The 21,653-nt window shown below is 66.8% G+C and carries 25 protein-coding genes and 1 pseudogene; 14 read left to right on the forward strand and 12 right to left on the reverse strand.

Annotated elements, in window-relative coordinates:
* The 4 genes from F8274_RS19895 to F8274_RS19910 form a co-directional block, all read right to left on the reverse strand.
* The coding region (locus F8274_RS19895; RefSeq protein WP_151463880.1) for a histidine phosphatase family protein at positions 1 to 517 on the reverse strand (517 nt) is incomplete at its 3' end.
* A gap of 67 nt (positions 518 to 584) precedes the next feature.
* Entirely contained in the window at positions 585 to 1,004 is a 420-nt protein-coding gene (locus F8274_RS19900) for a VOC family protein (protein WP_151463881.1), read from the reverse strand.
* A 53-nt stretch (positions 1,005 to 1,057) separates the two neighbouring features.
* Positions 1,058 to 1,462: a helix-turn-helix domain-containing protein gene (locus F8274_RS19905; RefSeq protein WP_151463882.1), complete on the reverse strand. Its 405-nt coding sequence runs from the start codon at positions 1,460 to 1,462 to the stop codon at positions 1,058 to 1,060.
* A complete protein-coding gene (locus F8274_RS19910; RefSeq protein WP_225853876.1) occupies positions 1,459 to 2,310 on the reverse strand; it encodes a sigma-70 family RNA polymerase sigma factor in 852 nt (283 codons plus the stop codon). The genes F8274_RS19905 and F8274_RS19910 overlap by 4 nt, the downstream gene beginning before the upstream one ends.
* 143 nt (positions 2,311 to 2,453) lie before the next feature.
* Between F8274_RS19910 and F8274_RS19915 the strand changes: the two genes are divergently transcribed.
* Complete coding sequence (locus tag F8274_RS19915) at positions 2,454 to 2,918, forward strand: carboxymuconolactone decarboxylase family protein (protein ID WP_151463883.1); 465 nt, start codon at positions 2,454 to 2,456, stop codon at positions 2,916 to 2,918.
* A 46-nt stretch (positions 2,919 to 2,964) separates the two neighbouring features.
* Here the strand turns inward: F8274_RS19915 and F8274_RS19920 are convergent, their stop codons facing one another.
* Complete coding sequence (locus F8274_RS19920; RefSeq protein ID WP_151463884.1) at positions 2,965 to 3,798, reverse strand: oxidoreductase; 834 nt, start codon at positions 3,796 to 3,798, stop codon at positions 2,965 to 2,967.
* 103 nt (positions 3,799 to 3,901) lie between these two features.
* Between F8274_RS19920 and F8274_RS19925 the strand changes: the two genes are divergently transcribed.
* A complete protein-coding gene (locus F8274_RS19925; protein ID WP_151463885.1) occupies positions 3,902 to 4,804 on the forward strand; it encodes a LysR family transcriptional regulator in 903 nt (300 codons plus the stop codon).
* Positions 4,805 to 4,946: 142 nt separating this feature from the next.
* A complete protein-coding gene (locus F8274_RS19930) occupies positions 4,947 to 5,411 on the forward strand; it encodes a nuclear transport factor 2 family protein (RefSeq protein ID WP_151463886.1) in 465 nt (154 codons plus the stop codon).
* 22 nt (positions 5,412 to 5,433) lie between these two features.
* On the opposite strand, the gene F8274_RS19935 is transcribed toward F8274_RS19930, so the two are convergent.
* The 3 genes and pseudogenes from F8274_RS19935 to F8274_RS19945 form a co-directional block, all read right to left on the reverse strand.
* Positions 5,434 to 6,120 (reverse strand): TMEM175 family protein, encoded by a 687-nt coding sequence (locus tag F8274_RS19935; RefSeq protein WP_151463887.1) that lies wholly within the window; start codon positions 6,118 to 6,120, stop codon positions 5,434 to 5,436.
* Positions 6,121 to 6,355: 235 nt separating this feature from the next.
* Positions 6,356 to 6,616: pseudogene (locus F8274_RS32670) on the reverse strand (SDR family NAD(P)-dependent oxidoreductase); the annotation flags it as partial.
* 315 nt (positions 6,617 to 6,931) lie between these two features.
* Complete coding sequence (locus F8274_RS19945; RefSeq protein WP_192579895.1) at positions 6,932 to 7,213, reverse strand: hypothetical protein; 282 nt, start codon at positions 7,211 to 7,213, stop codon at positions 6,932 to 6,934.
* A gap of 614 nt (positions 7,214 to 7,827) precedes the next feature.
* Here F8274_RS19945 and F8274_RS19950 point away from each other — a divergent pair.
* On the forward strand, positions 7,828 to 9,744 hold the full coding sequence (locus tag F8274_RS19950; protein ID WP_192579896.1) for a class I SAM-dependent DNA methyltransferase: 1,917 nt from the start codon (positions 7,828 to 7,830) through the stop codon (positions 9,742 to 9,744).
* 138 nt (positions 9,745 to 9,882) lie between these two features.
* Positions 9,883 to 10,692 carry a restriction endonuclease subunit S gene (locus tag F8274_RS19955; RefSeq protein WP_192579897.1) on the forward strand — a complete coding sequence of 270 codons (810 nt, stop codon included), beginning with the start codon at positions 9,883 to 9,885 and terminating at the stop codon, positions 10,690 to 10,692.
* A 33-nt stretch (positions 10,693 to 10,725) separates the two neighbouring features.
* On the opposite strand, the gene F8274_RS19960 is transcribed toward F8274_RS19955, so the two are convergent.
* Positions 10,726 to 12,633 carry an AIPR family protein gene (locus tag F8274_RS19960; RefSeq protein ID WP_192579898.1) on the reverse strand — a complete coding sequence of 636 codons (1,908 nt, stop codon included), beginning with the start codon at positions 12,631 to 12,633 and terminating at the stop codon, positions 10,726 to 10,728.
* Positions 12,634 to 13,871: 1,238 nt separating this feature from the next.
* On the opposite strand from F8274_RS19960, the gene F8274_RS19965 reads away from it, so the two are divergent.
* Entirely contained in the window at positions 13,872 to 14,882 is a 1,011-nt protein-coding gene (locus F8274_RS19965) for a hypothetical protein (RefSeq protein WP_151463891.1), read from the forward strand.
* A gap of 21 nt (positions 14,883 to 14,903) precedes the next feature.
* Here F8274_RS19965 and F8274_RS19970 read toward each other — a convergent pair whose 3' ends face one another.
* The 3 genes from F8274_RS19970 to F8274_RS19980 form a co-directional block, all read right to left on the reverse strand.
* Positions 14,904 to 15,335, reverse strand: a complete 432-nt coding sequence (locus F8274_RS19970; RefSeq protein ID WP_151463892.1) for a hypothetical protein — start codon at positions 15,333 to 15,335, stop codon at positions 14,904 to 14,906.
* Positions 15,336 to 15,507: 172 nt separating this feature from the next.
* Positions 15,508 to 15,996, reverse strand: coding sequence for an NUDIX hydrolase (locus tag F8274_RS19975; RefSeq protein WP_151463893.1), 489 nt, complete (start codon positions 15,994 to 15,996; stop codon positions 15,508 to 15,510).
* 18 nt (positions 15,997 to 16,014) lie between these two features.
* On the reverse strand, positions 16,015 to 17,241 hold the full coding sequence (locus tag F8274_RS19980; RefSeq protein ID WP_192579899.1) for a helix-turn-helix transcriptional regulator: 1,227 nt from the start codon (positions 17,239 to 17,241) through the stop codon (positions 16,015 to 16,017).
* Positions 17,242 to 17,374: 133 nt separating this feature from the next.
* Between F8274_RS19980 and F8274_RS19985 the strand changes: the two genes are divergently transcribed.
* From F8274_RS19985 to F8274_RS20020, 8 genes are all read left to right on the forward strand, one after another.
* Positions 17,375 to 17,692 carry a hypothetical protein gene (locus F8274_RS19985; RefSeq protein ID WP_091192384.1) on the forward strand — a complete coding sequence of 106 codons (318 nt, stop codon included), beginning with the start codon at positions 17,375 to 17,377 and terminating at the stop codon, positions 17,690 to 17,692.
* A gap of 283 nt (positions 17,693 to 17,975) precedes the next feature.
* Positions 17,976 to 18,848, forward strand: coding sequence for a hypothetical protein (locus F8274_RS19990; protein ID WP_151463894.1), 873 nt, complete (start codon positions 17,976 to 17,978; stop codon positions 18,846 to 18,848).
* Between the two features lie 83 nt (positions 18,849 to 18,931).
* A complete protein-coding gene (locus F8274_RS19995) occupies positions 18,932 to 19,804 on the forward strand; it encodes an FtsK/SpoIIIE domain-containing protein (RefSeq protein ID WP_151463895.1) in 873 nt (290 codons plus the stop codon).
* Positions 19,801 to 20,010: a hypothetical protein gene (locus F8274_RS20000; protein WP_151463896.1), complete on the forward strand. Its 210-nt coding sequence runs from the start codon at positions 19,801 to 19,803 to the stop codon at positions 20,008 to 20,010. The genes F8274_RS19995 and F8274_RS20000 overlap by 4 nt, the downstream gene beginning before the upstream one ends.
* Before the next feature lie 89 nt (positions 20,011 to 20,099).
* Positions 20,100 to 20,540 (forward strand): hypothetical protein, encoded by a 441-nt coding sequence (locus F8274_RS20005; protein ID WP_151463897.1) that lies wholly within the window; start codon positions 20,100 to 20,102, stop codon positions 20,538 to 20,540.
* Positions 20,537 to 20,836, forward strand: coding sequence for a hypothetical protein (locus F8274_RS20010; RefSeq protein WP_151463898.1), 300 nt, complete (start codon positions 20,537 to 20,539; stop codon positions 20,834 to 20,836). Before F8274_RS20005 ends, F8274_RS20010 begins: the two co-directional genes overlap by 4 nt.
* Positions 20,833 to 21,174, forward strand: a complete 342-nt coding sequence (locus tag F8274_RS20015) for an RRQRL motif-containing zinc-binding protein (RefSeq protein WP_192579900.1) — start codon at positions 20,833 to 20,835, stop codon at positions 21,172 to 21,174. Before F8274_RS20010 ends, F8274_RS20015 begins: the two co-directional genes overlap by 4 nt.
* The coding region (locus tag F8274_RS20020; protein WP_151463899.1) for a hypothetical protein at positions 21,174 to 21,653 on the forward strand (480 nt) is incomplete at its 3' end. The genes F8274_RS20015 and F8274_RS20020, both read left to right, overlap by 1 nt.

The raw sequence follows: 21,653 nt of genomic DNA on the forward strand, positions 1-21,653 counted from the left end.
GCGTGTAGCGGATGACGGTCAGGCCGGCGTTCTGGTGGTTCAGGCCGATCCACCGGCGCTCTGGGGCCTCCAGGGCGTGCCGGACCAGCCAGGCGACCAGGAAGTTGTGGGTGACGATCAACTCACGGACGTCGCCCTCGGCGGGCGCGGTCGCGAAGCGGGAAACGGCCTCCGCCGTCACGCGCGGTCCGTCGAGCCGTTCCCGCTCGGTGAACTCCGCCAGGAAAGCCGCGTACCGCTCGGGCAGGCCGGCCGGATCGGTGTCGTGCGGCATGTGGTCCCCGGCGCGGTCGTCCTCGTACACCGGGACACCCGGCAGTGCGGCGGCGACCAGCGCGGCGGTCTCCGCGGCGCGGCGGGAGGGACCGTGGTGGACGGCGGCGAAGTCGGTGCCGCGCAGACGCTCGCCCAGCAGCGTGGCCTGCCGTCGCCCACGCGCCGACAGGCCGGTGTCCGCCTCCTCCTCCGCCCGGTCCTGCTCGGCGTGCCGCACCAGGTAGAGCAGTCGGCTGGGCACTCGGGTCACCTCCGGGGTCGGGAGAGGCGAGACTAGCCGGCAACTCCCGACCCCGGGGCCCCGCCGGTCAGGCGCGGGGGTGCATCTGCCCGATGCGGATCCGGTTGCCGAACGGGTCGCGGATCCCGAAGTCGATCCCGTACGGCCGCTCGGTCGGCTCGTCGGTGATGTCCACGCCCTTGGCCACCAGGTCCTCGTGCGCCTTGCGCGCGTCGTCGGTGGTCAGGCAGAGCCAGCCGCTCATCGCGCCCTTGGTCAGCAGCTCCCGGACCCGCTCGGCGGTGGCCGGGTCGAGGGCCGGCGGACCGGGCTTCTCCAGCAGGATCTCGTGCTCCGGGTCGCCCGGCACGTTGACCGTGAGCCACCGCATGAAGCCGAGGTCCTGGTCGGTGTTCACCTCGAGGCCGAGCTTGCCGACGTAGAAGTCGAGTGCCTCGTCCTGGTCGAGGACGTAGATCTGGGAGCGGGAAATCGAGGTCATCGTCATGCCCGAAACGCTAGAGCAGCCCGCTGACCTGCTGCTTATCCAAAAATGACGGATTACCCGGCCGCCCCGCTCGGCCGCATCCACGCCTTGGTGAAGCAACTCGGCACGGCCACCGCCGCCGCCCGGCGTCGCCGGTAGGTCGACGGCGACTCACCGACGATGCCGTGGAACGTCCGGCTGAACGTGCCGAGGCTGCCGAAGCCGACCAGGTGGCAGATCTCGGTCACCGGGTGGTCGGTCTGCACCAGCAGGTACATGGCCCGCTCGACGCGCCGCCGCTGCAGGTAGCGGTGCGGGGTCTCGCCGAACGTGGCCCGGAAGGTGCGGATGAAGTGCGCCGCCGAGACGTGCGCGATCCGGGCCAGCGCCGGCACGTCGAGGGGCTCCGCGTACGCCCGGTCCATGGCGTCCCGGGCGCGCAGCATCGCCCGGTTCGACTCCTCGACGGCCCGGCTCATCCGACCACCAGGTCGAGTGCCCGGAGCTGGTCGGGGTCGGCCACCGACTCGATGCCGATGATCCGGTCGGTGACCGTGAAGGTGACCGCGAGGCGGACCCGGCCGTCCACGACGATCACGGCGCCGGGCAGCCCGTCCACGAACGCGGGGACGGCGGCCTGGGCCCGCCCGTTGAAGAAGGCGGCCACCGCCGAGGAGCCACGCGACTCCGCAGGGCCCCCCATCCGCACCGCGGTGGCGTCGCCGCGCATCACCACGTACGGGTCGAGGAGGGTGACCAGGTCGTCGAAGCGACCTTCCCGGGACGCGGTCAGGAACGCCTCGACCACCCGGCGCTGGCGGGCGGGGTCGACGACCGGGTCGGCCGAGCGGGCCTGCACCCGGCGGCGGGCCCGGCTGGCGATCTGCCGCACGGCAGGGATGGTGCGGTCCACCACCGGCGCGATCTCCTCGAAGGAGACGGCGAACATGTCGTGCAGCACGAACACGAGCCGCTCGGTGGGGCCGAGGGTGGTCAGCACGACCTCCAGCGCCCGGCCGACCGACTCGGCGAGCAGCGCCTCCTGCTCCGGGTCCCGCCCGCCGGCCGCCTCCGCCGCCTCGTCGGCGGCCTCCTCGTGCTGGGCGCTGGCCGAGCGCAGCCGGTCCAGGCAGACCCGGCCGACCGTGGTGGTCAGCCATCCGGGCAGGTTGTCGATGGCGTCGGCGTCGGCGCGGCTCAGCCGGAGCCAGGTGTCCTGCACGGCGTCGTCGGCCTCGGCGGCCGAACCGAGCATGCGGTGGGCCACCGCGCGCAGGCGCGGGCGCTGCTCCTCGAAGCTGCGGACCAACAGGTCAGTGTCGCTCACGGCCTCGCCATCCCCCACGGCCGCGGGTGACCGCGGTCACATCTGTCACGCCGCGGGCCCGGGCCTCGACAACCGGATGACGGACGACGACAGCGGCCGCGCGGCGAACGCCGGCCAGCCTAACAGGACAGGACGGATGAAAAATGTCTCTCGAGGCTCGCATCCAGAACCCGGCGGCTCTCCTCCCCGACACCGTGAAGGCGGTCAACCTGCTCTACAAGGCCGCGCACTCGGCCGGCGTGCCGGCCACCACGCTGGAGCTGGTCCACCTGCGGGCCAGCCAGATCAACGGGTGCAGCGCCTGCGTGGACTCCGGGGCACGCAACGCCCGGAAGAACGGCGAAACCGAGGAGCGGCTCTTCGCGGTGGCCGTCTGGCGGGAGACGCCGTACTTCACCGACGCCGAGCGGGCCGCGCTCGCCCTGGCCGAGCACGCCACCCGGCTCGCCGACCGGGCCGACGCGGTGCCGGACCCGGTGTGGGACGAGGCGGCCCGGCACTTCGGGGAGGCGGAACTGGCGGCGCTGGTGCTCTGGATCGCCACCACCAACTTCTTCAACCGGATCAACGCCGCCACCCGGCAGCCGGCCCCGCAGAACTGGGGCTGACCGGCGACCGGCCGGGGCGGAGGTGCGCGCACCTCCGCCCCGCCGGTCAGGCGACCGCCGTCGACCGGCTGGTCTCCTCCCATGCCGCAAGCTCGGCCAGCAGCCCCTCGTGGTGCTCGCGCAGCCCGTCCACCGCGTCATCACCGAGCAGGAGCCGCAGCGGCGGGCGGTCACTGGCCAGCACGGTCAGGATCGCCGCCGCGCCCTTCGCCGGGTCGTTCGGCTCCGCGCCCGACAACTCGTGGGTGAGCCGGCGGGTCGCCCCGGCCGTGTCCTGGTACGCCGCCGTCTGCTCGGTGACGTACTTGTTGTTGTTGAACTCGGTACGGAACGCGCCCGGTTCCACGATGAGGACCCGTACGCCCAGCGGCGCCAGCTCGGTCGCCAACGTCTCGGACAGCCCTTCGAGGGCCCACTTGGCGGCGTGGTACGCCCCGAACCCCGGGTACGTCTTCTGCCCGCCCAGCGAACTCATCTGCACGATGGTTCCGCTGCCCTGCTCGCGCATCAGCGGTACGACCGCCTTGGTGACCGCGGCCGCGCCGAAGAAGACCACCTCCATCTGCTGGCGCAGCTCCGCCATGGCGACCTCCTCCACCGCGCCGAGGACCAACGAACCGGCGTTGTTGACCAGTACGTCGATCCGGCCGTGGACCGCGAGCGTGGCCTGTACCGCGGCGTCGATCGAGGCCGGATCGGTGACGTCCAGCGCGGTCGTGGTGATCCCGTCCCGCTGCGCCAGGTCGGCCAGGGTCTCCGGCCGGCGGGCCGTGGCCATCACCCGGTCGCCGGCGGCCACCGCCGCCAGTGCCAGTTCCCGGCCGAAGCCGGAGGAACACCCGGTGATCAACCAGACCCGGTCCTGCGTGTTGTCCTGCATCTTCCCGCTCCCGTGACGTGTCGTCGTGAACAGGAACAATGCTGCTGGCGGGCGGTCTGGCGCGGCCAACACCGGTTACCTGCCACGGCGGTAGTCTCGGCCTGTGACCCCCGATCTTCGGCAGCTCCGGTACTTCGTCGCCGTTGCCGAGGAGTCGAGCTTCACCCGGGCGGCCAGCCGCCTGATGATCACGCAACAGTCGCTCTCCCAGCAGATCAACGCGCTGGAACGGATCCTCGGCGCGAAACTGTTCCACCGGGACAGCCGGGGCACCAGACTCACCGACACCGGTGCACTGTTCCTGCCCGAGGCGCGCGCCGTGCTGGACCGCGCGGACGAGGCCGTCGCCGTGGTCCGGCGGGCCGCCCGCGGCGAGACGGGCCGGCTCCACCTGGCGTTCCTGGCCACCACCGCGAACCACCTGCTGCCGCCGGTGGTCCGGGCCACCCGGGAACGCTTCCCCGGCCTGGAGGTGACCACCGAGGAGACCGCCATCGCCCCGCTGGTCGACGGCGTGCTCAGCGGCCGGTACGACCTCGCGTTCACCCGACCGCCACAGGTTCCCGGCCTGGCTGCACGGACCATCGCCACCGAACAGGTGTGCGTCGTCCTGCCCGAGGGGCATCCGCACGCCGGCCGCGCCGAGCTGGCCCTGTCCGAGCTGGCGGACGAACGGTGGGTCATGACTCCGCGCAGCTCCTGGGAACCCTGGCACCAGGCGTTCGACGCGACCTTCCGCGCCGCCGGGTTCACCCCCCACATCGTCGCCCGGGACGCGAGCGTCCAGGGGCTGCTCGGCCTGGTCGCGGCCGGTGTCGGGATCACCCGGCTCGGCTGGTCGGCGCACAACCTGCGCCGCACCGGGGTGGTGTTCGTGCCGTTGGCCGGAGAATTCGCCACCACCGAGATGATCTGGCTGGCCGACAATCCCTCGCCCGCGCTGCGCCGCGTGACGGACGTGGTGACCGAACTGGCCGCCAGGATGGACCTCACCGCCACCGGCTGAGTGCCCGTGACCCGGCAGTCCACAGGCTGCGGCTGCCGCCGTGCCAGGTAATCGGTGTTGGCCGGTTCGGACCGGCCCGGACCAGTATCGTCGGTGCCAACCCGGAACGGGATCACGATCCCGCCGAGCACGAGGAACCACCATGGGCAATCCCCACCACTCCCCTGACCAGCTCACCGATCGGGCCGCCCTCGGCGAACTGGTCGACGCCTACGCCCGCCTCGCGGACCGACGCGACGCCCGCGGACAGGCCGCGCTCTTCACCGCCGACGCGCGCGTCGCCGTCTACGACGGCGAGCCCGACACCACCGAGCCGACGCAGGTCCTGAACGGTCGGGACGAACTGACCGCCACGTTCGGCGCGCTCCGGAACTACGACCGGACGACCCACTTCAACGGCCAGCGCACGCTGACCATCGACGGGGACCGCGCCACCGGAGAGACCTACTGCCTGGCGCACCACCTCTGGACCGAGGAGGGACAGCGCACCCTCATGGTCATGTCGATCCGGTATCACGACACCTTCGCCCGGCAGGACGGCCGGTGGTTCTTCGCCGAACGCAAGCTCGTCACCGACTGGACCGATCGCCGGGCCTCGACCCCGTAGGGCCGCGGACGGCCGGCGCGTCTCAGCCTCGCCGGCCGGTCCGGAACCGCTGGAACGGCCCGGTGCGGAGACCTTCGCTGGTCAGACCGTGATAGATGATCATCACAATGATGCCGAGCAGTCCGAGCAGCGGGTTCACGATCCAGCCGAGCAGGCCGGCCAGTCCGTAGAGGAGGAGGCCGGTGATCGGTCGGGCCTCCTGCGCGTGGACGTGGTCCTGGTCGATGTGGCCGGCGCGCAGCGTCGGATGGCGGCGCAGGTAGGCGAAGAACACCAACCAGGGCGCCGACATCAGCGCCGCCGCGAGGGCGTACATGACGACAGCCACCCGCAGGTCGTCGGTGTCACCGTCGACGAGCGCCGACGCGAGAACCGCGGTCGGAAACGGGATGATCACCACGCCGAAGAGGATGGCGATGTTGATCCAGTTGAGCGCGAGGGTGGTGCCGCGGACCAGCCGCAGCAGTGCGTGGTGGTTGAGCCAGAGCACGCCGATGTAGACGAACGACACCGCGAACGCCAGGTAGGACGGGCCCTCCCTGAGCAGCGCCGCGAGCAGCTCGCCCTGGTGGTATTCGGGCACCCGCAGGTCCAGCACCAGCAGGGTGATGACGATGGCGAAGACACCGTCGCTGAACGCCGCCAGCCGGCCGATGTCGGCCAGGCGAGTGGGGCCTCGTGGCTGAGCCTCCTCGGGACCTGCGGACACTGCCGCACGCTAACAGCGACGGGACCGTGGGCGGGAACGATCACCGAAACGTCCCCGCCCCGGGGGCCGGCTCAGCGGGTCTGGTCGGTCGGCCGGATCAGGATCTCGTTGACGGCGACGTGTTCCGGCTGGGTGAGCGCGTACCGGACCGCGCCGGCGACGTCCTCGGCCCGCAGTGTCCGCATGAAATCCGCCAGGTCCCGCGCGGCGGCCCGATGGCCGGGTCGGTGAGGTGACTGGTCAGCTCGGTCGCGACGAATCCGGGCTCGATGACGACGACACGCACCCCCTCCGCGGTGACCTCCTGCCGCGGCGCCTCCGCGAAGGCGTTGACGCCGAACTTGGCGGCCGCGTAGACGCCGCTCGCGGCCGACGCCGAGCGGCCCGAGGTCGAGGAGATGCCCGATGAGATTGGAGCCCCCGGCCGGGATCGAACCGGCGACATCTCGCTTACAAGGCGGTTTCGGCAAAGGTCACAGCGTCCGCTGACGTCCATGGGCCCCGGCTCCAGGGCGGTACCCGTCCACACTCGTCCGACCTCGGCCGCCACCGTTGATGTCAACCGCTGATGTCAGGTTGCCGCTGGCCCGGTCTGTGCATTCGGATGTGGACCCCCGTCGGGGGGATGCGGTTTCAAGCTGTCGGCTGCTGCCAGGCGGTGTCGGCCCGCGTCGAAGAGCAGGTGCCGGACGCCGTCGTTTGACGTTAAGGTCCGACCCGCATCAAGGCTCGCGCTGCCTTCTTGCTGCCTCGCTGCCTGACGCCTCGTCTACAAGCCCTGTGCGTCATGTCCGTACGCGTTCACGTTTGCCTACTTCACCATCCGCATCGGCCAACCGGCCAAGATGTTGTAGACGAGATCAACCAGGGCCATAAGGCCGACCACAGCGAAAGCTACGCCCATCACCCGTTCGAGCAGGATGAAGCGCGCTATGCGCTCCTCGTGCGGAACTCGCCGACTCCCGCTCGCGGTGGACATCGACCGCCGTACGTGCCACTCCGTGATGCCGCGAAAGTTGGTAGCCAGGCCGACACCGACGAGGCTCATAGCCAGGCACAGGGCGGCACCCGCCAGGACTCGCCACGTCTCCATCTGACCCCTCCCGGTGTGGCTACCGGATCTTAGTTGGCGGCCCTGAGTCGCATCCGCGTCGCCCTGCCCCTGACGGCTCTCGGCTCGACCCGCGACATCTCGTTTACAAGCTCTGTGCACCGCGTCCGCACAGGTCCCGGAACGGCTGCACGCTCGAATCTCTGTCCGTCCCTGCGCTCGCCAGCGTGCCGCCGTCCGGCGGCGTTGCTGTCAGCGTTGCTGTCGGCAGCCGTCATGCCGGAACCGCCTACGGGACCAAGCCTCTGCGAGCGGGGGCCTGGTAGCGGTCACAAGTGCCTGCCGGCTTGGGCTGTCGTCTGCGCTCACGCACAGCGGCTATCTCATGCCTTCCAGCCACCCGCTTCACGCCACGCGCCGCCTACTGCCTTGCTGCTGGTTTCTGCTGGCTTGGGCTCCGCGGTGCCAGGAACCGTTCACGCCACCCATCGCCCCTTCTGCTCGTCCTGCCGTGAGGCGGTGCCATGCGGCCAGTGACGGGGCGGCATGGATCTCGGCTCAGTGGGGCTACCTGGGCAAGGTCGGTGGAGGTGTATACCCTTCCTCCCACGGGCCGCGCCCTGGAGGCCTTGCCACGGATGACCTCGTGGCAAACAGTGGAGGACATCGACCTAGTGGTCAACGAACGCACTACCGAAGACATCGTCCGCGAGCACCTGAAGCTCCATGGTTCTGCGCGGCAGAAGGTAGAAGAGCAAGGCAGCTCTTCCCCTCTAATTCGGCGGGCGCTGGCCGCTGCTAGCAAAAAGGGCTCCGGCATCGGAAAGCCGGAATTCATCGTCACCTTGCCGGAGGACGCTCCCAAGCTGGTGATAGTTGTCGAGTGCAAGGCCGATACGGCACGACACTCGTCGCCATCCGGCGACTGTCCTGTCGAGTATGCGGTTGATGGTGTCTTGCATTATGCTGCCCACTTAGCGTCGAGCTTTGACGTCGTGGCCATTGCAGTGAGTGGAACCGACCATCGGCACCTGAAAGTCTCAACGTTTCGGCAACTCAAAGGGGCTTCCACTGCTGAACCACTCCCGTCACCAGTCGGGCCCATTGATCGCCTACTTCCTATCGATGAATACCGCCGGCTACTAACGTACGACCCCGCTGTACGGGCTCGGACCCATGCAGAGCTAATGGCCTTCAGTCGAGTCCTCCATAACTATATGCGCGACTACGCAAAACTGTCGGAGTCCGAGAAGCCACTGGTCGTATCCGGCATCCTGATCGCCCTTCGCGACGAGGTCTTCAAAAGGAACTGGTCAGACTACAAACCGCGTGACCTTGCGCGCGAACTATTCTCGGCAATTGGGCGGACCGCACGTGACTCCGATATACCGGAGGCCAAGCGTGAGATCATGCTTGCGCCCTATTCCTTCATTCGAACTCACCCCGAATTGAGCAAGGTTGGCGCGAACGGCGAAACGCCACTGCTGCGCCTGATTGCTGACCTAGACGAGCATGTCCGACCATTCCTTGATGCATATCATGACGTGGACGTTATCGGACAGTTCTACGGCGAGTTCCTGCGCTACACAGGCGGCGACAAGAGAGGTCTGGGGATCGTCCTTACCCCCAAACACCTGACAGAGTTGTTCGCCAAGATTGCCAACGTTGGCCCCCATGACACGGTGGTTGACACTTGTGCGGGAACCGGGGGCTTCCTCATTGCGGCCATGACTGAGATGGACGCCAAAGCGGGCCATGACGATGACGCACGGCGCCGAATCCGCGAGCATCAACTGGTTGGCGTCGAGCAGCAGCCCCACATGTTCGCGCTCGCTGTGTCCAACATGCTACTTCGCGGGGACGGCAAAGCTAACCTATATCAGGGAAGCTGCTTTGAACCGGAAATTCTAGCGCAGCTTGAGGAAGGCGTTCCTGGCCGATTCTCCCGGCCCAACATTGGCCTGATCAACCCTCCCTATTCTCAGAAGGGCGAGGGACTCCATGAGCTCGATTTCGTGGAGACCCTCCTGGCTTGCCTTCGGCCAGGGGGCCTCGCGGTCGCGGTCGTTCCAATGTCCTGCGCGATCACTCCCCATCCGACCAGACGCCGGCTACTAGCGAATCACACACTCGTTGCCGTGATGTCCCTCCCGAATGACCTGTTCGCGCCGGTCGGCACCGTTCCTTGCATGATGGTCTTTCGGGCTCACCAAGCCCACCAGCACGCGCCTCAACCCACATGGTTCGGCTATTGGAAACATGATGGGTTCGTGAAGACCAAGGATCGAGGGCGCATTGACCTTCGGAACGAGTGGCCGGCAATTCGCGACCAGTGGCTAGAAGAGTTCCACGGCAGAGCTGTCCGTCCGGGTCGTAGTGTCCTTAAGTTCGTCGGCCCTGAAGACGAGTGGTGCGCAGAGGCTTATATGGAGACGGACTACAGCGGACTCACGGCCGAGGACTTCAACCGAGAGCTGCGCAAATTTGCACTCTATCAGCTAATGCACCAGAACGACGCCTCCGAAAACAACGACGACCTGCCGGGAATTCAGCCGAGCGGCGGCGAGGTCTAAATGCCACGTGTTCAGGATCTTTTCGATGTCAGGTATGGCCATTCACTTGAGCTGAATCGGCTAGAAAAGGTGAGCCCGGGGCCAGATGCCGTTGCATTCGTTTCGCGAACAGCGCGAAACAATGGGGTATCAGCCTGGGTGAAGGCCATACCGGGCCTGGACCCGGCGCCGGCCGGGGCCATCTCTGTTTCTCTTGGTGGCCGCAACTATCCGCTCGAAACCAGCTTGCAGGTCAACCCGTTCTACTGCGGTCGCGACATGAGCTACCTCTTGCCTCTTAGACCAATGGAACCGCAAGAGAAGCTTTGGTGGGCGCTTTGCATTAAGGAAAACAGGTACAGATACAACTTCGGGCGGCAGGCGAACAGAACTCTAGCGACCCTTGAGCTTCCCGACGAGATTCCGAGATGGGTATGGCAGGCTCACGTCCCCCAGATTTCCGCCTCGGCCTCTGCCACCTATTCAACCCCCGACCTTCGTACGGATGATTGGCGACCCTTCACCTTTGAGCAGCTGTTCAATCTTGAGAGGGGACGCAGGTTCCTTCGCAGAGACTTGAGGCCAGGCAAGACCCCGTACGTTAGGGCCAGTGCGCTCAACAACGGCGTCAGCCAGCACGTTGATCTGCCGCCTGCCTTTCCAGGCGGCCTAATAACTGTCTCCTGCAACGGCAGCGTTGGAGAAGCATTCGTCCAGCCTGAGCCCTTCGTGGCATCGGACGATATCGTCGTGCTCGTGCCGAAGGAACAACTGTCGAAGGCGGCTTCATTCTTTCTGTGCACGGTGATCCGGGCCGAAAAATACCGGTTCAATTATGGCCGGAAGTGGTTCACAGACAGAATGCGGAAGTCCGTCCTTCATCTTCCCGTTCAGTCGGATGGGCACCCCGACTGGCTCTTTGCCGAACAGTATGTTCGCTCGCTACCAATGGCCTCACTCGTGCTCTAGCAGCTACCGCTTGGAAGTCGCGCGGCTAGCTTGTCACTCGTCTGGCACATCCTCGTTTCGCGCCTTCTCAGCCAACTCGACCAGGGACCCATTACCGGGCCAGTACCAACGACTGGTTCCCTGAACGGCCTTGGGTCGAGTACCGGTGGCCATTTCCAGCATCGCCATGACGAGCCCAGTCGGCGAATACCGTTTTCCGTCAGCTGCCCAGATCAAGGCTGAGGCACGGTTGTTCTGCCATGACGCCTGGCCCCTCTTCGGGTCAGCAGCCAACCAGCTTGCCAAGGCCGCCCTTTCTGGCTTGGTTCGAGGCCGGAACTCCAGGATCGTGCCATCTGGGATGTAGCGACTGTCGACCAGGACCTCAACGGCATTAAGCCGACGCCTTCCGTCAGAGGTTGACCGGTATGCACTTGGCAGCGTGGGAGCCTTCTCGCCAGAGAGCATGTCACGAAGCACTCGTCGCGCAACGATCTGGCTTCGCTCGGAGCTTCTGCAAGTAGCGATAACTTGGCTTGATGCCCCGAACTCATCGTCAATGGCCACGATTACTCGCTCAAGAGCACTCGCCGTCAAGCTTGGGACCCGCCCCATCTGGACGTTCCAGTCGGCTGAGGGCTCGTCGAGTGCCGACACGTCGATGTTTTGAAAGACGATATGAGCGATTAGCAGGTCTCCATAGGTCGCCACGGCCGCGGCCCGCCCGACGAGGTCCCGCGCGCTGGATTCGAGTTCAGCTCGGACCATTCTAAGGAGTAGCACTGCACGCCATGCACGAAAGGCGTTTGGGTGCTTGCCGAATATCGATCGGTAGGTCGAGCCCTCCCACAGCAGGGCCTCGTCCCGCTTGGCTCGTGCAGCCAGCTCCGAATTTCGATGGGCGCAGGCCAAGGCAACGGCAACCTCCACAATTGAGCAGCCTTGGTCCGGGTCCGGTTCACGCTCGCCGCGCTTTATGACATACGTCTTACCTAGAGAAATGGCGAAATCCTCGCGAAGTCGAGTTTGGTCGCGGTCTAGCGCAGCAAAGTCACGGGATTCCACTTGGTTCTGGGTGTTGGTCTTTTGCGTTACTTCGAGGCCAAAACCTTCAGGACACTTCTCAAGGGAGATCAGACGGACAATGACCTGCCCCCTGGCTGCCGTTTCGGGCTTTTGCTTCATAGCCCTATGTATAGCGGCAACCGTTTGGGCACCATTAACAACACTTGCACCCACGAGGGAGAACTCGCCGATCCCGCCAGGCGTCGGAATGTACTTTGGCGTCTTTCCGACTGAGTCACACAATACGGTGATGCCGTTATTGAAGTACCAGAAGTGATCGGGATTGTTGAGAAGAGTCTCGGTGATACTGGTGTTAACTTCAGTAAGGTCTAGGGAGTCACGGATGTTCTTGGCGAACAGTCCTCTGCCGTGCTCTTCATACCACCCCGCTACATCAACCGCCGAGATGGTGCCGTAGTACGCCTCGTATGGATCCTTTTGAAGATTCCAGCCCTCAAGGCGTGCGTCAATATTAATTTGAGGTTCGGCCGTATCACCGAGAATTGCTCGGTGGAAATGCTTCAGACCGAGCACCCGTACATCTACCATGGGCTGGGCGAAGTTGAGCTTGTTTACCTCATCGTCAATGATGCTCCGGACATCCGGGTGAATCTCGGTATCTCCAAGAAGCGCCACGACGATTGTGATCCGGACAGCCGCATTGCTTAGGACGGCATCCACGTCTCTCGCAAAGGCTTGGAACTTGGCATTGAAAAGGTGATACTCGCAGTCGAGTATCTTGTTGAGGCCGCGAAGGAACTTCAGCACCTCGTCTTGTTTCAGCCCCGCCGTTCCACGCTCATGCCATTTGGTCTGCACAATCCAAAGCCTCGGAGCGGTCCCGGGGGTTGAGACTGCTACGGCGTCGATGCCTTGGTCGTCTCGACCGTCAATCACGCGCGCAGCTGCTTGCTCTTTGGAGCAGCCAGTTTCGACCTGCAATGCAAGTGCGGTTAGAGCTCGGGTCCTCAGCGCCTGACGGACCTCCGCTTCAGGGCGTCCTGCCACATCCTGGATGTCAATGAGTGCGGAGAAGTCACGCTCAAGCGCGTCCCGGACGTGCCGTACTTGCACCGGATTCACTTCGGTCTCCCGTCCGAACGTGCTCACTGCTCTTGGCGCCGGGACGCTGCGCCATTGGCATCCGCTGGGCGCCATGCGGGTGCTTTGTGCGCAAGTCCCATATGGTCATACATCCGAGAAGCAGCTGTCAACGGACGGTCACTGGTGGTACGACACCGACGGAAAGGCCTCCCGGGGTGACGCCCGCCATCCCGTCTGCCGTCGACCCGCCCTCCTGGGGAGCGGGCCGCCGCTCGGTCCGCCATGTCAAGCGGACCTTGACGCTCGTACGGACGCTGGCGGGTCGGGCGGCGGTCTGCTCGGCTTGCCCGGGTCGATGGCGGGCGGGATGGCCTACCGCAACCACCCACGGACCGCGACTCGCCGACGGTGCCCCGGCCATCCTGGAGCCGGAGCGCCCCCGCCGGAGGCGCAGTAGCCGCAACCCCGCGACCGCCGCCAGCTCGCCGACGCGGCCGGCGTGCGCTCCCTCACGCCGCGCGGGCTCGTGGCCGCGCGGCCCGGCCGGCTGCCGGCCCACCACCCCACTGGTCAACGGTCTGTCGTTCTGCGGCGGCCCTCCGGGCTTCCCCGCTTTCCGCGCCAGCCGCCGGGCGTCAGGCGTGACGGCCGCAGAGCGACAGCGGCAGCGGCCGGCGCGCGCCCAGGCGGCGGCGCGTGCGGCCCGTCAAGGGCCGCCTTGAAGACGTACAGAAACTTTGAACAAGTCGCCGGCCAGCCGGCTGGTCGAACGTGTGTTCGACTAGGCTGCATCCGTGGAGGTGCGCGGTCGCTGGTGGAACCAGTCATGGGGTCGGATGGCACGGCGCGACATCTGGTTGCTCTGCGACGGTCGGCTCTGGCGCGTCCGTGGCCGCCACGGCGGTGACGGCGGGCAGGAGGTGTCATACGACTTCGCCGACGAAGTGTCAGCACGCCATATGGTCGACCGGATGATGAAGACCTCGGCCGGGACCTGGCGGAATCTCACCGAGGCGGTCCGGCAAGAGTCGAGCCGCCTACGGAGTCGCTAGCTCTGGGCTGCGGTGGTGAGAGGTGAGAGAGTCGCTGACATGTCCCTTAGCCCCGACACGATCCGCCGGCTGGCCTTCATCCGCTATCTGCACACGCTTGGCACCGAACAGGCTCGCCTGCCGGAGCCCCTGTCGTCCGCGTGCGTCCTCACGCTCCAAGACGCGGTCGAGAGCTTCCTGATCCTGGCCACGGACCATCTCGGAGCAAGCGCCTCGCCCAACTTCGACAAGTACTGGGAGAAGCTCGGCGCGCATCTGCCCGACGGGGTCAGTCTCGCCGTTGAGCAGGGCATGAAGCGGTTGAACAAGGCCCGAGTCAACCTCAAGCACTACGGGGTTCGTCCCGATGCGGAGAGCATCGGCATGGCCGTCAGGGACACGGCAACCTTCATGACCACGAACACCATGCTGGTCTTCGGGCTCGACTACGAGTCGGTGTCGATGGCCCATGTGGTCGTTCAGGACTCGGTCCGCGAGTTGGTCACGAAAGCCGAAGTCGCCAGCGAGAGCGGTGATCGCGTCGCGGCGATGATCGCGCTTCTCAATGCGTTTGAGGAGCTGTTCGATCCGCATGAACCACGGCGCGGCCCGCAGCGCCCGACCCCATCGCCCCTCGCGTTCGGTCCACGTATTGACTATCCGTTGAATGCCGACAGGATTGCACGACTCATCCATGCCGGGCAGCGAGCCGTCAGTGGGCACGATGGCCGGCGGTTCGGCGAGCAGATCGAAGCGCTCACGCGAGCCGTCGATCAACTGCGGCCGGCGGTTCGACTGACTGCGCTCGGGATCAGCTTTGCCGCCTATCAGCGCTTCCAGAACCTGACTCCAGTCGCCATGAGGTTCGCGGACGGGCGGACGGAGTATCGCGCTCCGGAGGGATACGAGCCGTCGTCGGACGAATACGCGTTCTGTATGCAGTTCGTGGTTGCTGCCTCGCTCCGCCTAGCCGAGCTTGACGCGAACATGACTCAGCCGGGTTGGATGCCGGCGGCCGGTCATTGGGGGGAGCGGCCATGGACGACCATCGCCGAGGAGCGGCGTATTTAGATCGAGGGCTGATAGGCGCTCTCAGCGGCAGGTGTCTGACCGGACGTGCACGCCGCACCACGGTGGCAGGTCGGCTGCCCACACCCGCCAGCCGCCGGCGTCGCGCCGCGTCTCGAACCGCCACGGGTGAGCTGTGCCGCTGAGGTTGATCTGTTCGTACCACCAGATCCCGTGGACCTGGGCGGTCACGGTCGCGCGGTCGTCGCCCTGGTCCTCGACGTGGACCGGTCCGACCACCTCAAGCTTCGACGGAACGTTGCCGCGTTCCATCTCGCCGCGGTACTCACGCCACTGCCGCAGCAGCTCGTCATGACGCCGGGCGGCCAGCACCCACGATAGGCCGATTTCCTCTCCGCTGCTCATCTGGAGCACGTACACGGTCACCGCGGCGTCCGGCGTTGCCTCGCCGCGATCCGCCTCGGCCTGCCGCAAAACAGCCCACGACACCGGCACAGCAACGGTCCCGGCACACAGCACCGCTACAAGGGAGAGCACTACCCATGGCCAATGACGGGGAGATCTAACCGCTGCCGGCTTCTTGGCAGCTCGGCGATTCGGCAGAGGCGGCCCACCCTGAGGGTACGGGGAGGCCGAAGGCATAGCAGGGTTCAGAGAGAACCGTCCCTCACGATGCAGCATCTCCTGCCGGCAAGCTTCCCTCTTCCAGATAGACCGGCCGCTGGTGCGCGCCGGCCGCTAGCGCCGCATGCAGACGCCGCGCTAACCGGGGGATCGTCAGGCGTTCGACGTCGTCCGGCGAGGCGAAGGTGAACTCAGTGATCTCGTGGTCCTGGAACTGAATGGCGGCGAGCTGCTCGTCGGCAAGCATCCCGCCATCGAAGATGAACAGCATCTTGTCGCCCTCGGCGGGGTGCGGCGCCCAATCGACAGCCAACATGCCGCCGACGGGAACCGTGATCCCGAGCTCCTCAAGGATTTCGCGCTGGCACGCCGCCCTGGGGCTTTCGCCCGGCTCTACGTAGCCTCCCGGGATGTCCCAGTAGGGCTTATAGCTGGGCTTCACGAGCATCACACGGTCGTGCTCGTCGACGAACAAGACGCCGGCGGCGACGCGCGGGGTTGCCACTGCTGGAAAGTCCGCCGCTCCGCTCACCGGACGGACTCTACGAGATCAGTCGGCAACATGCACTCGACGAGCAAGTCTGGCGAGGGTGACGCTTGGCTTGCGGCGGCCTCTGCGCATCCATGCCTGCACGAGCTGCCGGCTGATCGCGTGGTGACGCACCTGCTCGGGCGCGATTTGTTCGGCGTCTAGCAGCGTCGTCATGGCCTCATCGGTGCGGTTCCACGCGCTCAGGGCTCGGGCCGTCTCAATCGCGTGCCGTACCTGGCGCTCTTTGGGCATCCCTGATGCGTCCAAGCGGGCACCGAGGTCGATGGCGACTTGAACGTCTCCGAGGTCTAGGGCGGCCGTCGCTCGGTGGATGGCGACGTTGGTTGGTCCGAACGCAGTCCAGAGGTGGTTTTCGTCCCGGCCGAGCCGCTGTACTGCCGTCTCGGCTTCCGCCAGGAACGCGTTTGCGGTTGCCCGGTCATCATCGCGTGCTGCCGCGATCGAACCGGCAAGAAACAGCGTGCCATATATGGACAGGTATGCAGGGCTAGCGTTACCTAGGCCCGACTGCAGGAATGCCGCTGCGTCCTGCGTGAGCTGCTTTGCTTCCTTGTATCGACCGGTGCACAAAAGCGTGTGCGTAAGCGACCGGAAGAGGGACCCGATGAGCACAGTGTCGCCGCTGCGCTGTGCCGCATTAAACCCGCGCTCGGCTGCAATCCAGGCAAGGTCAGATTCCCCTAGCTTCGGCAAGAGCACCGCCGCAGCCTGGTAGCTCAGCGCAAGTAGGCGAAACGCGTCGACTTGCGCCCCACCATCGTGCAGTGCGGTGGCCGCTTGCGCGGACCTTACGAGCATCGGGAGCCGAGAAGCGACGAAGCCATAGCGGGACTCCTGGTAGGCGTCCCACACCTGCCCGACGTGCCCTCGGAGCTGGGCAAGATCCGGCACTTCTTCGTCTGCCTCCGTCGCAAGGAACGGGGACAACTGCCGGTAGTTCAGCAGAGTCTCACGGAGCGCTGGCACTGTTCGGGCGCCGCCTTCTCGCGACCAATCGAGCACAGAGGGCTCGCCCAGCAGGTCGCCAAGAGTCACGTCCAACTGGTCCGCAACAGCGCGGATTACCGAGAGTCGATCGAGGTCGATCCGCCCGTTCTCCACCTTGCTTAGCCAGTCGACGGTGCGGCCGACTAGCCCTGCAAGCACTTCCTGGGACATCCCTCGCCGTCGCCTGTACCAGGCAATTCGTTCTCCGATGGTCAACGACTGGCCAATTCCGCGCATACGTCTAGCTTGCCATGGACCGCCGACGATGACCCCGGAAAGTTATTCCGGGTTCGGTACCCGAAGCCGCCGTAGCGTCGGTTGCAGAGCAGTCGTCCATAGGGGACGCGCTCAAGACCTTCGGAGGTATCTCGTGAAGCTGTACGTGGACACCAAGGCGAAGCAGGTGACGGTGTCGAAGGACCCGGAGCCGAAGAACGACCAGAACGGCAACCAGCGGTCGGAGAAGAACACTGGCCGGCTCATGTGGTCGACCCAGGTCTTCGTTCTCGACGAGACGGGCGGTGAGGTCATCACCATCACCACGGCGGGTGAGAAGCCGGGTGTGATGGTGGGGCAGCTCATCGAGGTCGAGCAGTTGGAGGCTATTCCGTGGGCGACCAACGGGCGCAACGGCGTCGCGTTCCGTGCGATCTCGCTGAAGCCGAAGGCTGGTTCGGCGGCCAAGTAGTCTTTCGCGCAGCGTGCTGTGTGAAGCCTGCGGTGTCCTCCGCGAAGCGGCCTGATGGTCCGCTGACCTGACAAGCAAACGGTCCGGGAGTGGTTCCGACTCCTACGCTCCCGGCCCGGTCACCACCTGTGGTGGTGGCATCCCCGCAAGAGCTGGCGCGGGGTCGGTCCGACTCCTACATCTGCCGACCCCGTGCCCTCCAACTCATCCACCCTCGTGCAAGGGAGGACTCGTCGTGTCCAAGTCTAGCCCTCGCCGCCCCTTCGGGCGGAACACCGGAACGGTGACGGTCATCGAGGCCAAGGTCCACCGTTCCTCCGCACGCAACGCCCGGCTGGCGTTCATCCTCACGGCGGTCATCGTCGGCCTGCTCTCGGCCGTGGTGGCCGCTTCCTACATGCACCCCATCCTCGCCCTGTTCACGGGCGCGGCCATCGCCGTCCCTCTCGGTGGGGTCGCCTGGGTGTTGGTCCGCATCTGGCCGGTCCTGCGGGTGCTGTGGTGGTGGACCCCGGAAATCGGGATCACCACCCTCCTCGGTGCTGGCTGGGTCCAGCTCGCCAACCACACCCCGGGTCCGGTGACCCTCGTCGTGGTCGCCCTGGTCGTCGGCGTCCCGGCCGCCCTGCCGGCCTCCCGCCGCGCCCTGGTGGCCTGGACCTGGTGCCTGATCGTGCGACACCGGCTGCGCGTGTGCTTCGCGCAGTTCATCATCGCCAACCAGTCCGGCAGCCTGCCGATCATCCTGTGGGCCAAGCCCACCCCCGTCGGTGAGCGGGTCTGGGTCTACCTACGCCCCGGCCTCTCATTGGCCGACCTGGAAGGCCGTCTCGACCGCATCGCGGTCGCCTGCCACGCCTCCGCCGCCCTGATCGAACGGGCCTCCGACGGCAACGCCGCCTACCTGCGCTTCGACATCAAGCGCCGCGAGGTCCTCACCGCTCAGGTCGGCTCCCCGCTCGTCGACGTCATCGACCCCGCCACCCCGGCCACCGACCGGCCTACGCCGGCCGTGCCGACGGCTCTGGACCTGCCCGACGTCGACGTCCCGACCATCACCCTGCCGGCGCAGAAGAAGCCGCCGGCCACCGCCAACGGCAGCAAGCCCGCGGCTTCGTCCTCGGCACCTGAGGACGACATCTCCGACTGGATCTGACCTCAACCCACCTCGGTCGCGGAGAGCCCTGCGGGCTCGTTCGTGTGGCTCTCCGCGCCCACCAAGCCCAAGGAGGGCACCTCATGACCATCGCTACCGCCCCGACCGCCGGCATTCCGGTGGGGCCTGGCCTGTCGATGTTCGACCCCATCTTCGTCGGCATCGACGAGTTCGGTCACCCCGTCTACATCACCCTCGCCTACCGCAACCTCCTCGCCGGCGGCGAACCCGGCGGAGGCAAGTCCGGCCTGCTCAACACCATCGCCGCCCACGCCGCCCTCTCCGTCGACTCCCGGCTCGTGCTGCTCGACGGCAAGCTCGTCGAACTCGGGCAGTGGGAGGACTGCGCCGACGCGTTCATCGGCCCCGACATCACCGCCGCCCTCGACGTCCTCAAGCGGCTGCAACTGGTGATGAACAACCGCTACGCCTGGCTGCGCGCCCACGGGCGCCGCAAGCTCACCGCCGCCGACGGCCTGTCCGTCATCACCGTCCTGGTCGACGAGATCGCCTTCTACAGCGCGACGGTCGGCAGCAAGCAGGAGCAGGAAGAGTTCGTGGCACTCCTGCGCGATTTGGTCGCCCGGGGTCGTGCCGCCGGCATCCCCGTGGTCGCCGCGACGCAGCGGCCGTCCTTCGACATCATCCCCACCAGCCTGCGGGACCTGTTCGGCTACCGCGCCGCCTTCCGCTGCACCACACCCAACAGCTCGAACATCGTCCTCGGCCACGGCTGGGCCGAGCAGGGCTACACCGCCACCGACATCCAGCCCACCAACCAGGGCGCGGCCTACCTCATCGCCGAAGGCGGCACCCCTCGCCGCATCAAGGTCGCCTACCTGTCCGACAGCCAGATCGCCGGCATCGCCGACTACGCCGCCTGGATCCGCCGGCCCCGACCGTTACCGGCCCAGGTTCCCGACCTGACCCGGCTCGACCTGGGGATGGCGGCATGACCACCCGGGAGCGCACCTACGCCCGCGCCAACCAGCAGCGGGCCGCGCAGTACGCCGAAATCTGGATCATCGCCCAACCGGCGGAGATCGCCGCCATGGTCCAGGTCGCCTCCGCCAGCGGCCGACTCGTCTACGTCGGCCCGCCCCAGCCCATGGGCGGCGACGACACCCGCCACCGCCGCTACCTGCGGCTGCGCACCACCTGAAACGGCCGACAGGACCAGTCAACGCCTGCCAGCAACCGCTGGTCCTGCCGACCACCAACCAACAGCCCTACCGAAAGGACGTGGCTGCCATGAAGGCTACCCAGAAACCGCCCACCACCGCGCCGGTCACCCCTGCTGACCTGCTCCGGATGGCTGCCCTCTACCTGCGCCGGCACGGCTGGCACCAGGGCACCTACTACGCCACCACCACAGACACCCTCACCCCGCCGGCCTGTGCCGCCGGGGCCATCGGCATCGCCTGCGCCGGCTACCGGGTCGAGCACTTCTCCCAGCTCGACGGCGACACTCTCGCCGACTATCTCGCCGCCCTCGCCGCGTTCGTCGACTACCTCGACGACTTCTACCCGCTGTTCCTCGTCGACGAAGACGGCTTCGTCATCGACGAGCACACCTCGCCCTACTCGTGGAACGACGACCCCGGCCGCACCGCCGAGCAGGTCGTCACTGCGCTTGAGAGCGCCGCTGACGAGTGGGACCGCCTCCACATGCAGGGAGGCGAGAACCGATGAACACCGTCAAGCACACCTTGACGTCCGTCCCACGCCAGGGGCGCCGGCGGGAGGTCGTCGAGAACGACGAGTTCGCCGCGTTCGCTCGGCGCATCATCCGCGCCCACGGCCGCCGCGTCGCCACCGGAGACGTCGAAGCCCTCCGCGACCTCGTCGCCCTCTCCGCCGTCATCGACGACGCCATCGGCGAAGCCGTCATCGGCCTCCGCGCCTTCGGCTACTCCTGGGCCGAAATCGGTGCCCGGCTCGGCATCTCCCGGCAGGCCGCCCAGCAGCGCTGGGGAGGCCAATCATGACCATCACCTACCCGGCTGACATCGCCGAAGAGTTCCCCACCTACCCGTTCCGGATGGCCCCCGACGGCCTGGCCACCCGCCGGCAACTGCATGCCGCCGGCCTCCGACCCGGAGGACATGACGCGGTCGCGCAGATCCTCTGGCGTCGCGGCAAGCGCGTCGCCTACCTCTACCGCCTCGACCTCGCCGCACCCAAACGCACGGCCACCCCCGCCCAGCGGGAGGCCATCGCCAAAGCCCTACGCGCACGGCGCACCTGCCGGCACTGCGGCGTCGTGAAGCCCTACTACATCCCCCGCCGCTACGGCTGCTGCCTCGACTGCCTGGGAGGCCAATGATGCCTGCCAGCACCCAGACCAACCGGGGCACCCGCGTCGAGGGTGTCGTCCTGGTCCTCATCCTGCTCACCGTCGCCGGCTTCGCCGGTGCCGCCTCCTTCACCCACGTCAAGGACTGGACCCTCGCCAACTCCCCCACCGGCACCGGGGAATGGTTCGGCTGGGCCAACGCCGTCATCTCCGAACTCGTCCCCATCGCCTCCCTGCTCACCATTCGCCGTCGCCGCCGAGCCGGCGCACCGATCGGCTACCCGCTGTTCCTGCTCATCGCCGCCGCCGGCCTCTCCCTCGCCGCACAGCTCGCGGTCGCCAAGCCCGGACCGTCCGGGTGGCTCCTCTCCGCTGTTCCGGCCCTCGCCTTCATGGCCCTGGTGAAACTCGTCCTCGCTCCCGCCCCCGCGCGGGAGGACACCCCGCCGGCTGAGCCGGCCGAACCCCTCCGGATCCAGGTGGCCGAGCAGGTCACCACCGAGCCGGCA

This window comes from Micromonospora sp. AMSO31t (genome assembly GCF_008868175.1).
Lineage (GTDB): Bacteria > Actinomycetota > Actinomycetes > Mycobacteriales > Micromonosporaceae > Micromonospora.

Coding starts and splice junctions, on each gene's coding strand:
- F8274_RS20015 (WP_192579900.1), top strand. CDS start 20,833: ATGACCATCACCTACCCGGCTGACATCGCCGAAGAGTTCCCCACCTAC.
- F8274_RS19945 (WP_192579895.1), bottom strand. CDS start 7,213: ATGGAGACGTGGCGAGTCCTGGCGGGTGCCGCCCTGTGCCTGGCTATG.
- F8274_RS20000 (WP_151463896.1), top strand. CDS start 19,801: ATGACCACCCGGGAGCGCACCTACGCCCGCGCCAACCAGCAGCGGGCC.
- F8274_RS19965 (WP_151463891.1), top strand. CDS start 13,872: ATGTCCCTTAGCCCCGACACGATCCGCCGGCTGGCCTTCATCCGCTAT.
- F8274_RS19915 (WP_151463883.1), top strand. CDS start 2,454: ATGTCTCTCGAGGCTCGCATCCAGAACCCGGCGGCTCTCCTCCCCGAC.
- F8274_RS19905 (WP_151463882.1), bottom strand. CDS start 1,462: ATGAGCCGGGCCGTCGAGGAGTCGAACCGGGCGATGCTGCGCGCCCGG.
- F8274_RS20005 (WP_151463897.1), top strand. CDS start 20,100: ATGAAGGCTACCCAGAAACCGCCCACCACCGCGCCGGTCACCCCTGCT.
- F8274_RS19930 (WP_151463886.1), top strand. CDS start 4,947: ATGGGCAATCCCCACCACTCCCCTGACCAGCTCACCGATCGGGCCGCC.
- F8274_RS19980 (WP_192579899.1), bottom strand. CDS start 17,241: ATGCGCGGAATTGGCCAGTCGTTGACCATCGGAGAACGAATTGCCTGG.
- F8274_RS19920 (WP_151463884.1), bottom strand. CDS start 3,798: ATGCAGGACAACACGCAGGACCGGGTCTGGTTGATCACCGGGTGTTCC.
- F8274_RS19900 (WP_151463881.1), bottom strand. CDS start 1,004: ATGACGATGACCTCGATTTCCCGCTCCCAGATCTACGTCCTCGACCAG.
- F8274_RS19995 (WP_151463895.1), top strand. CDS start 18,932: ATGACCATCGCTACCGCCCCGACCGCCGGCATTCCGGTGGGGCCTGGC.
- F8274_RS20010 (WP_151463898.1), top strand. CDS start 20,537: ATGAACACCGTCAAGCACACCTTGACGTCCGTCCCACGCCAGGGGCGC.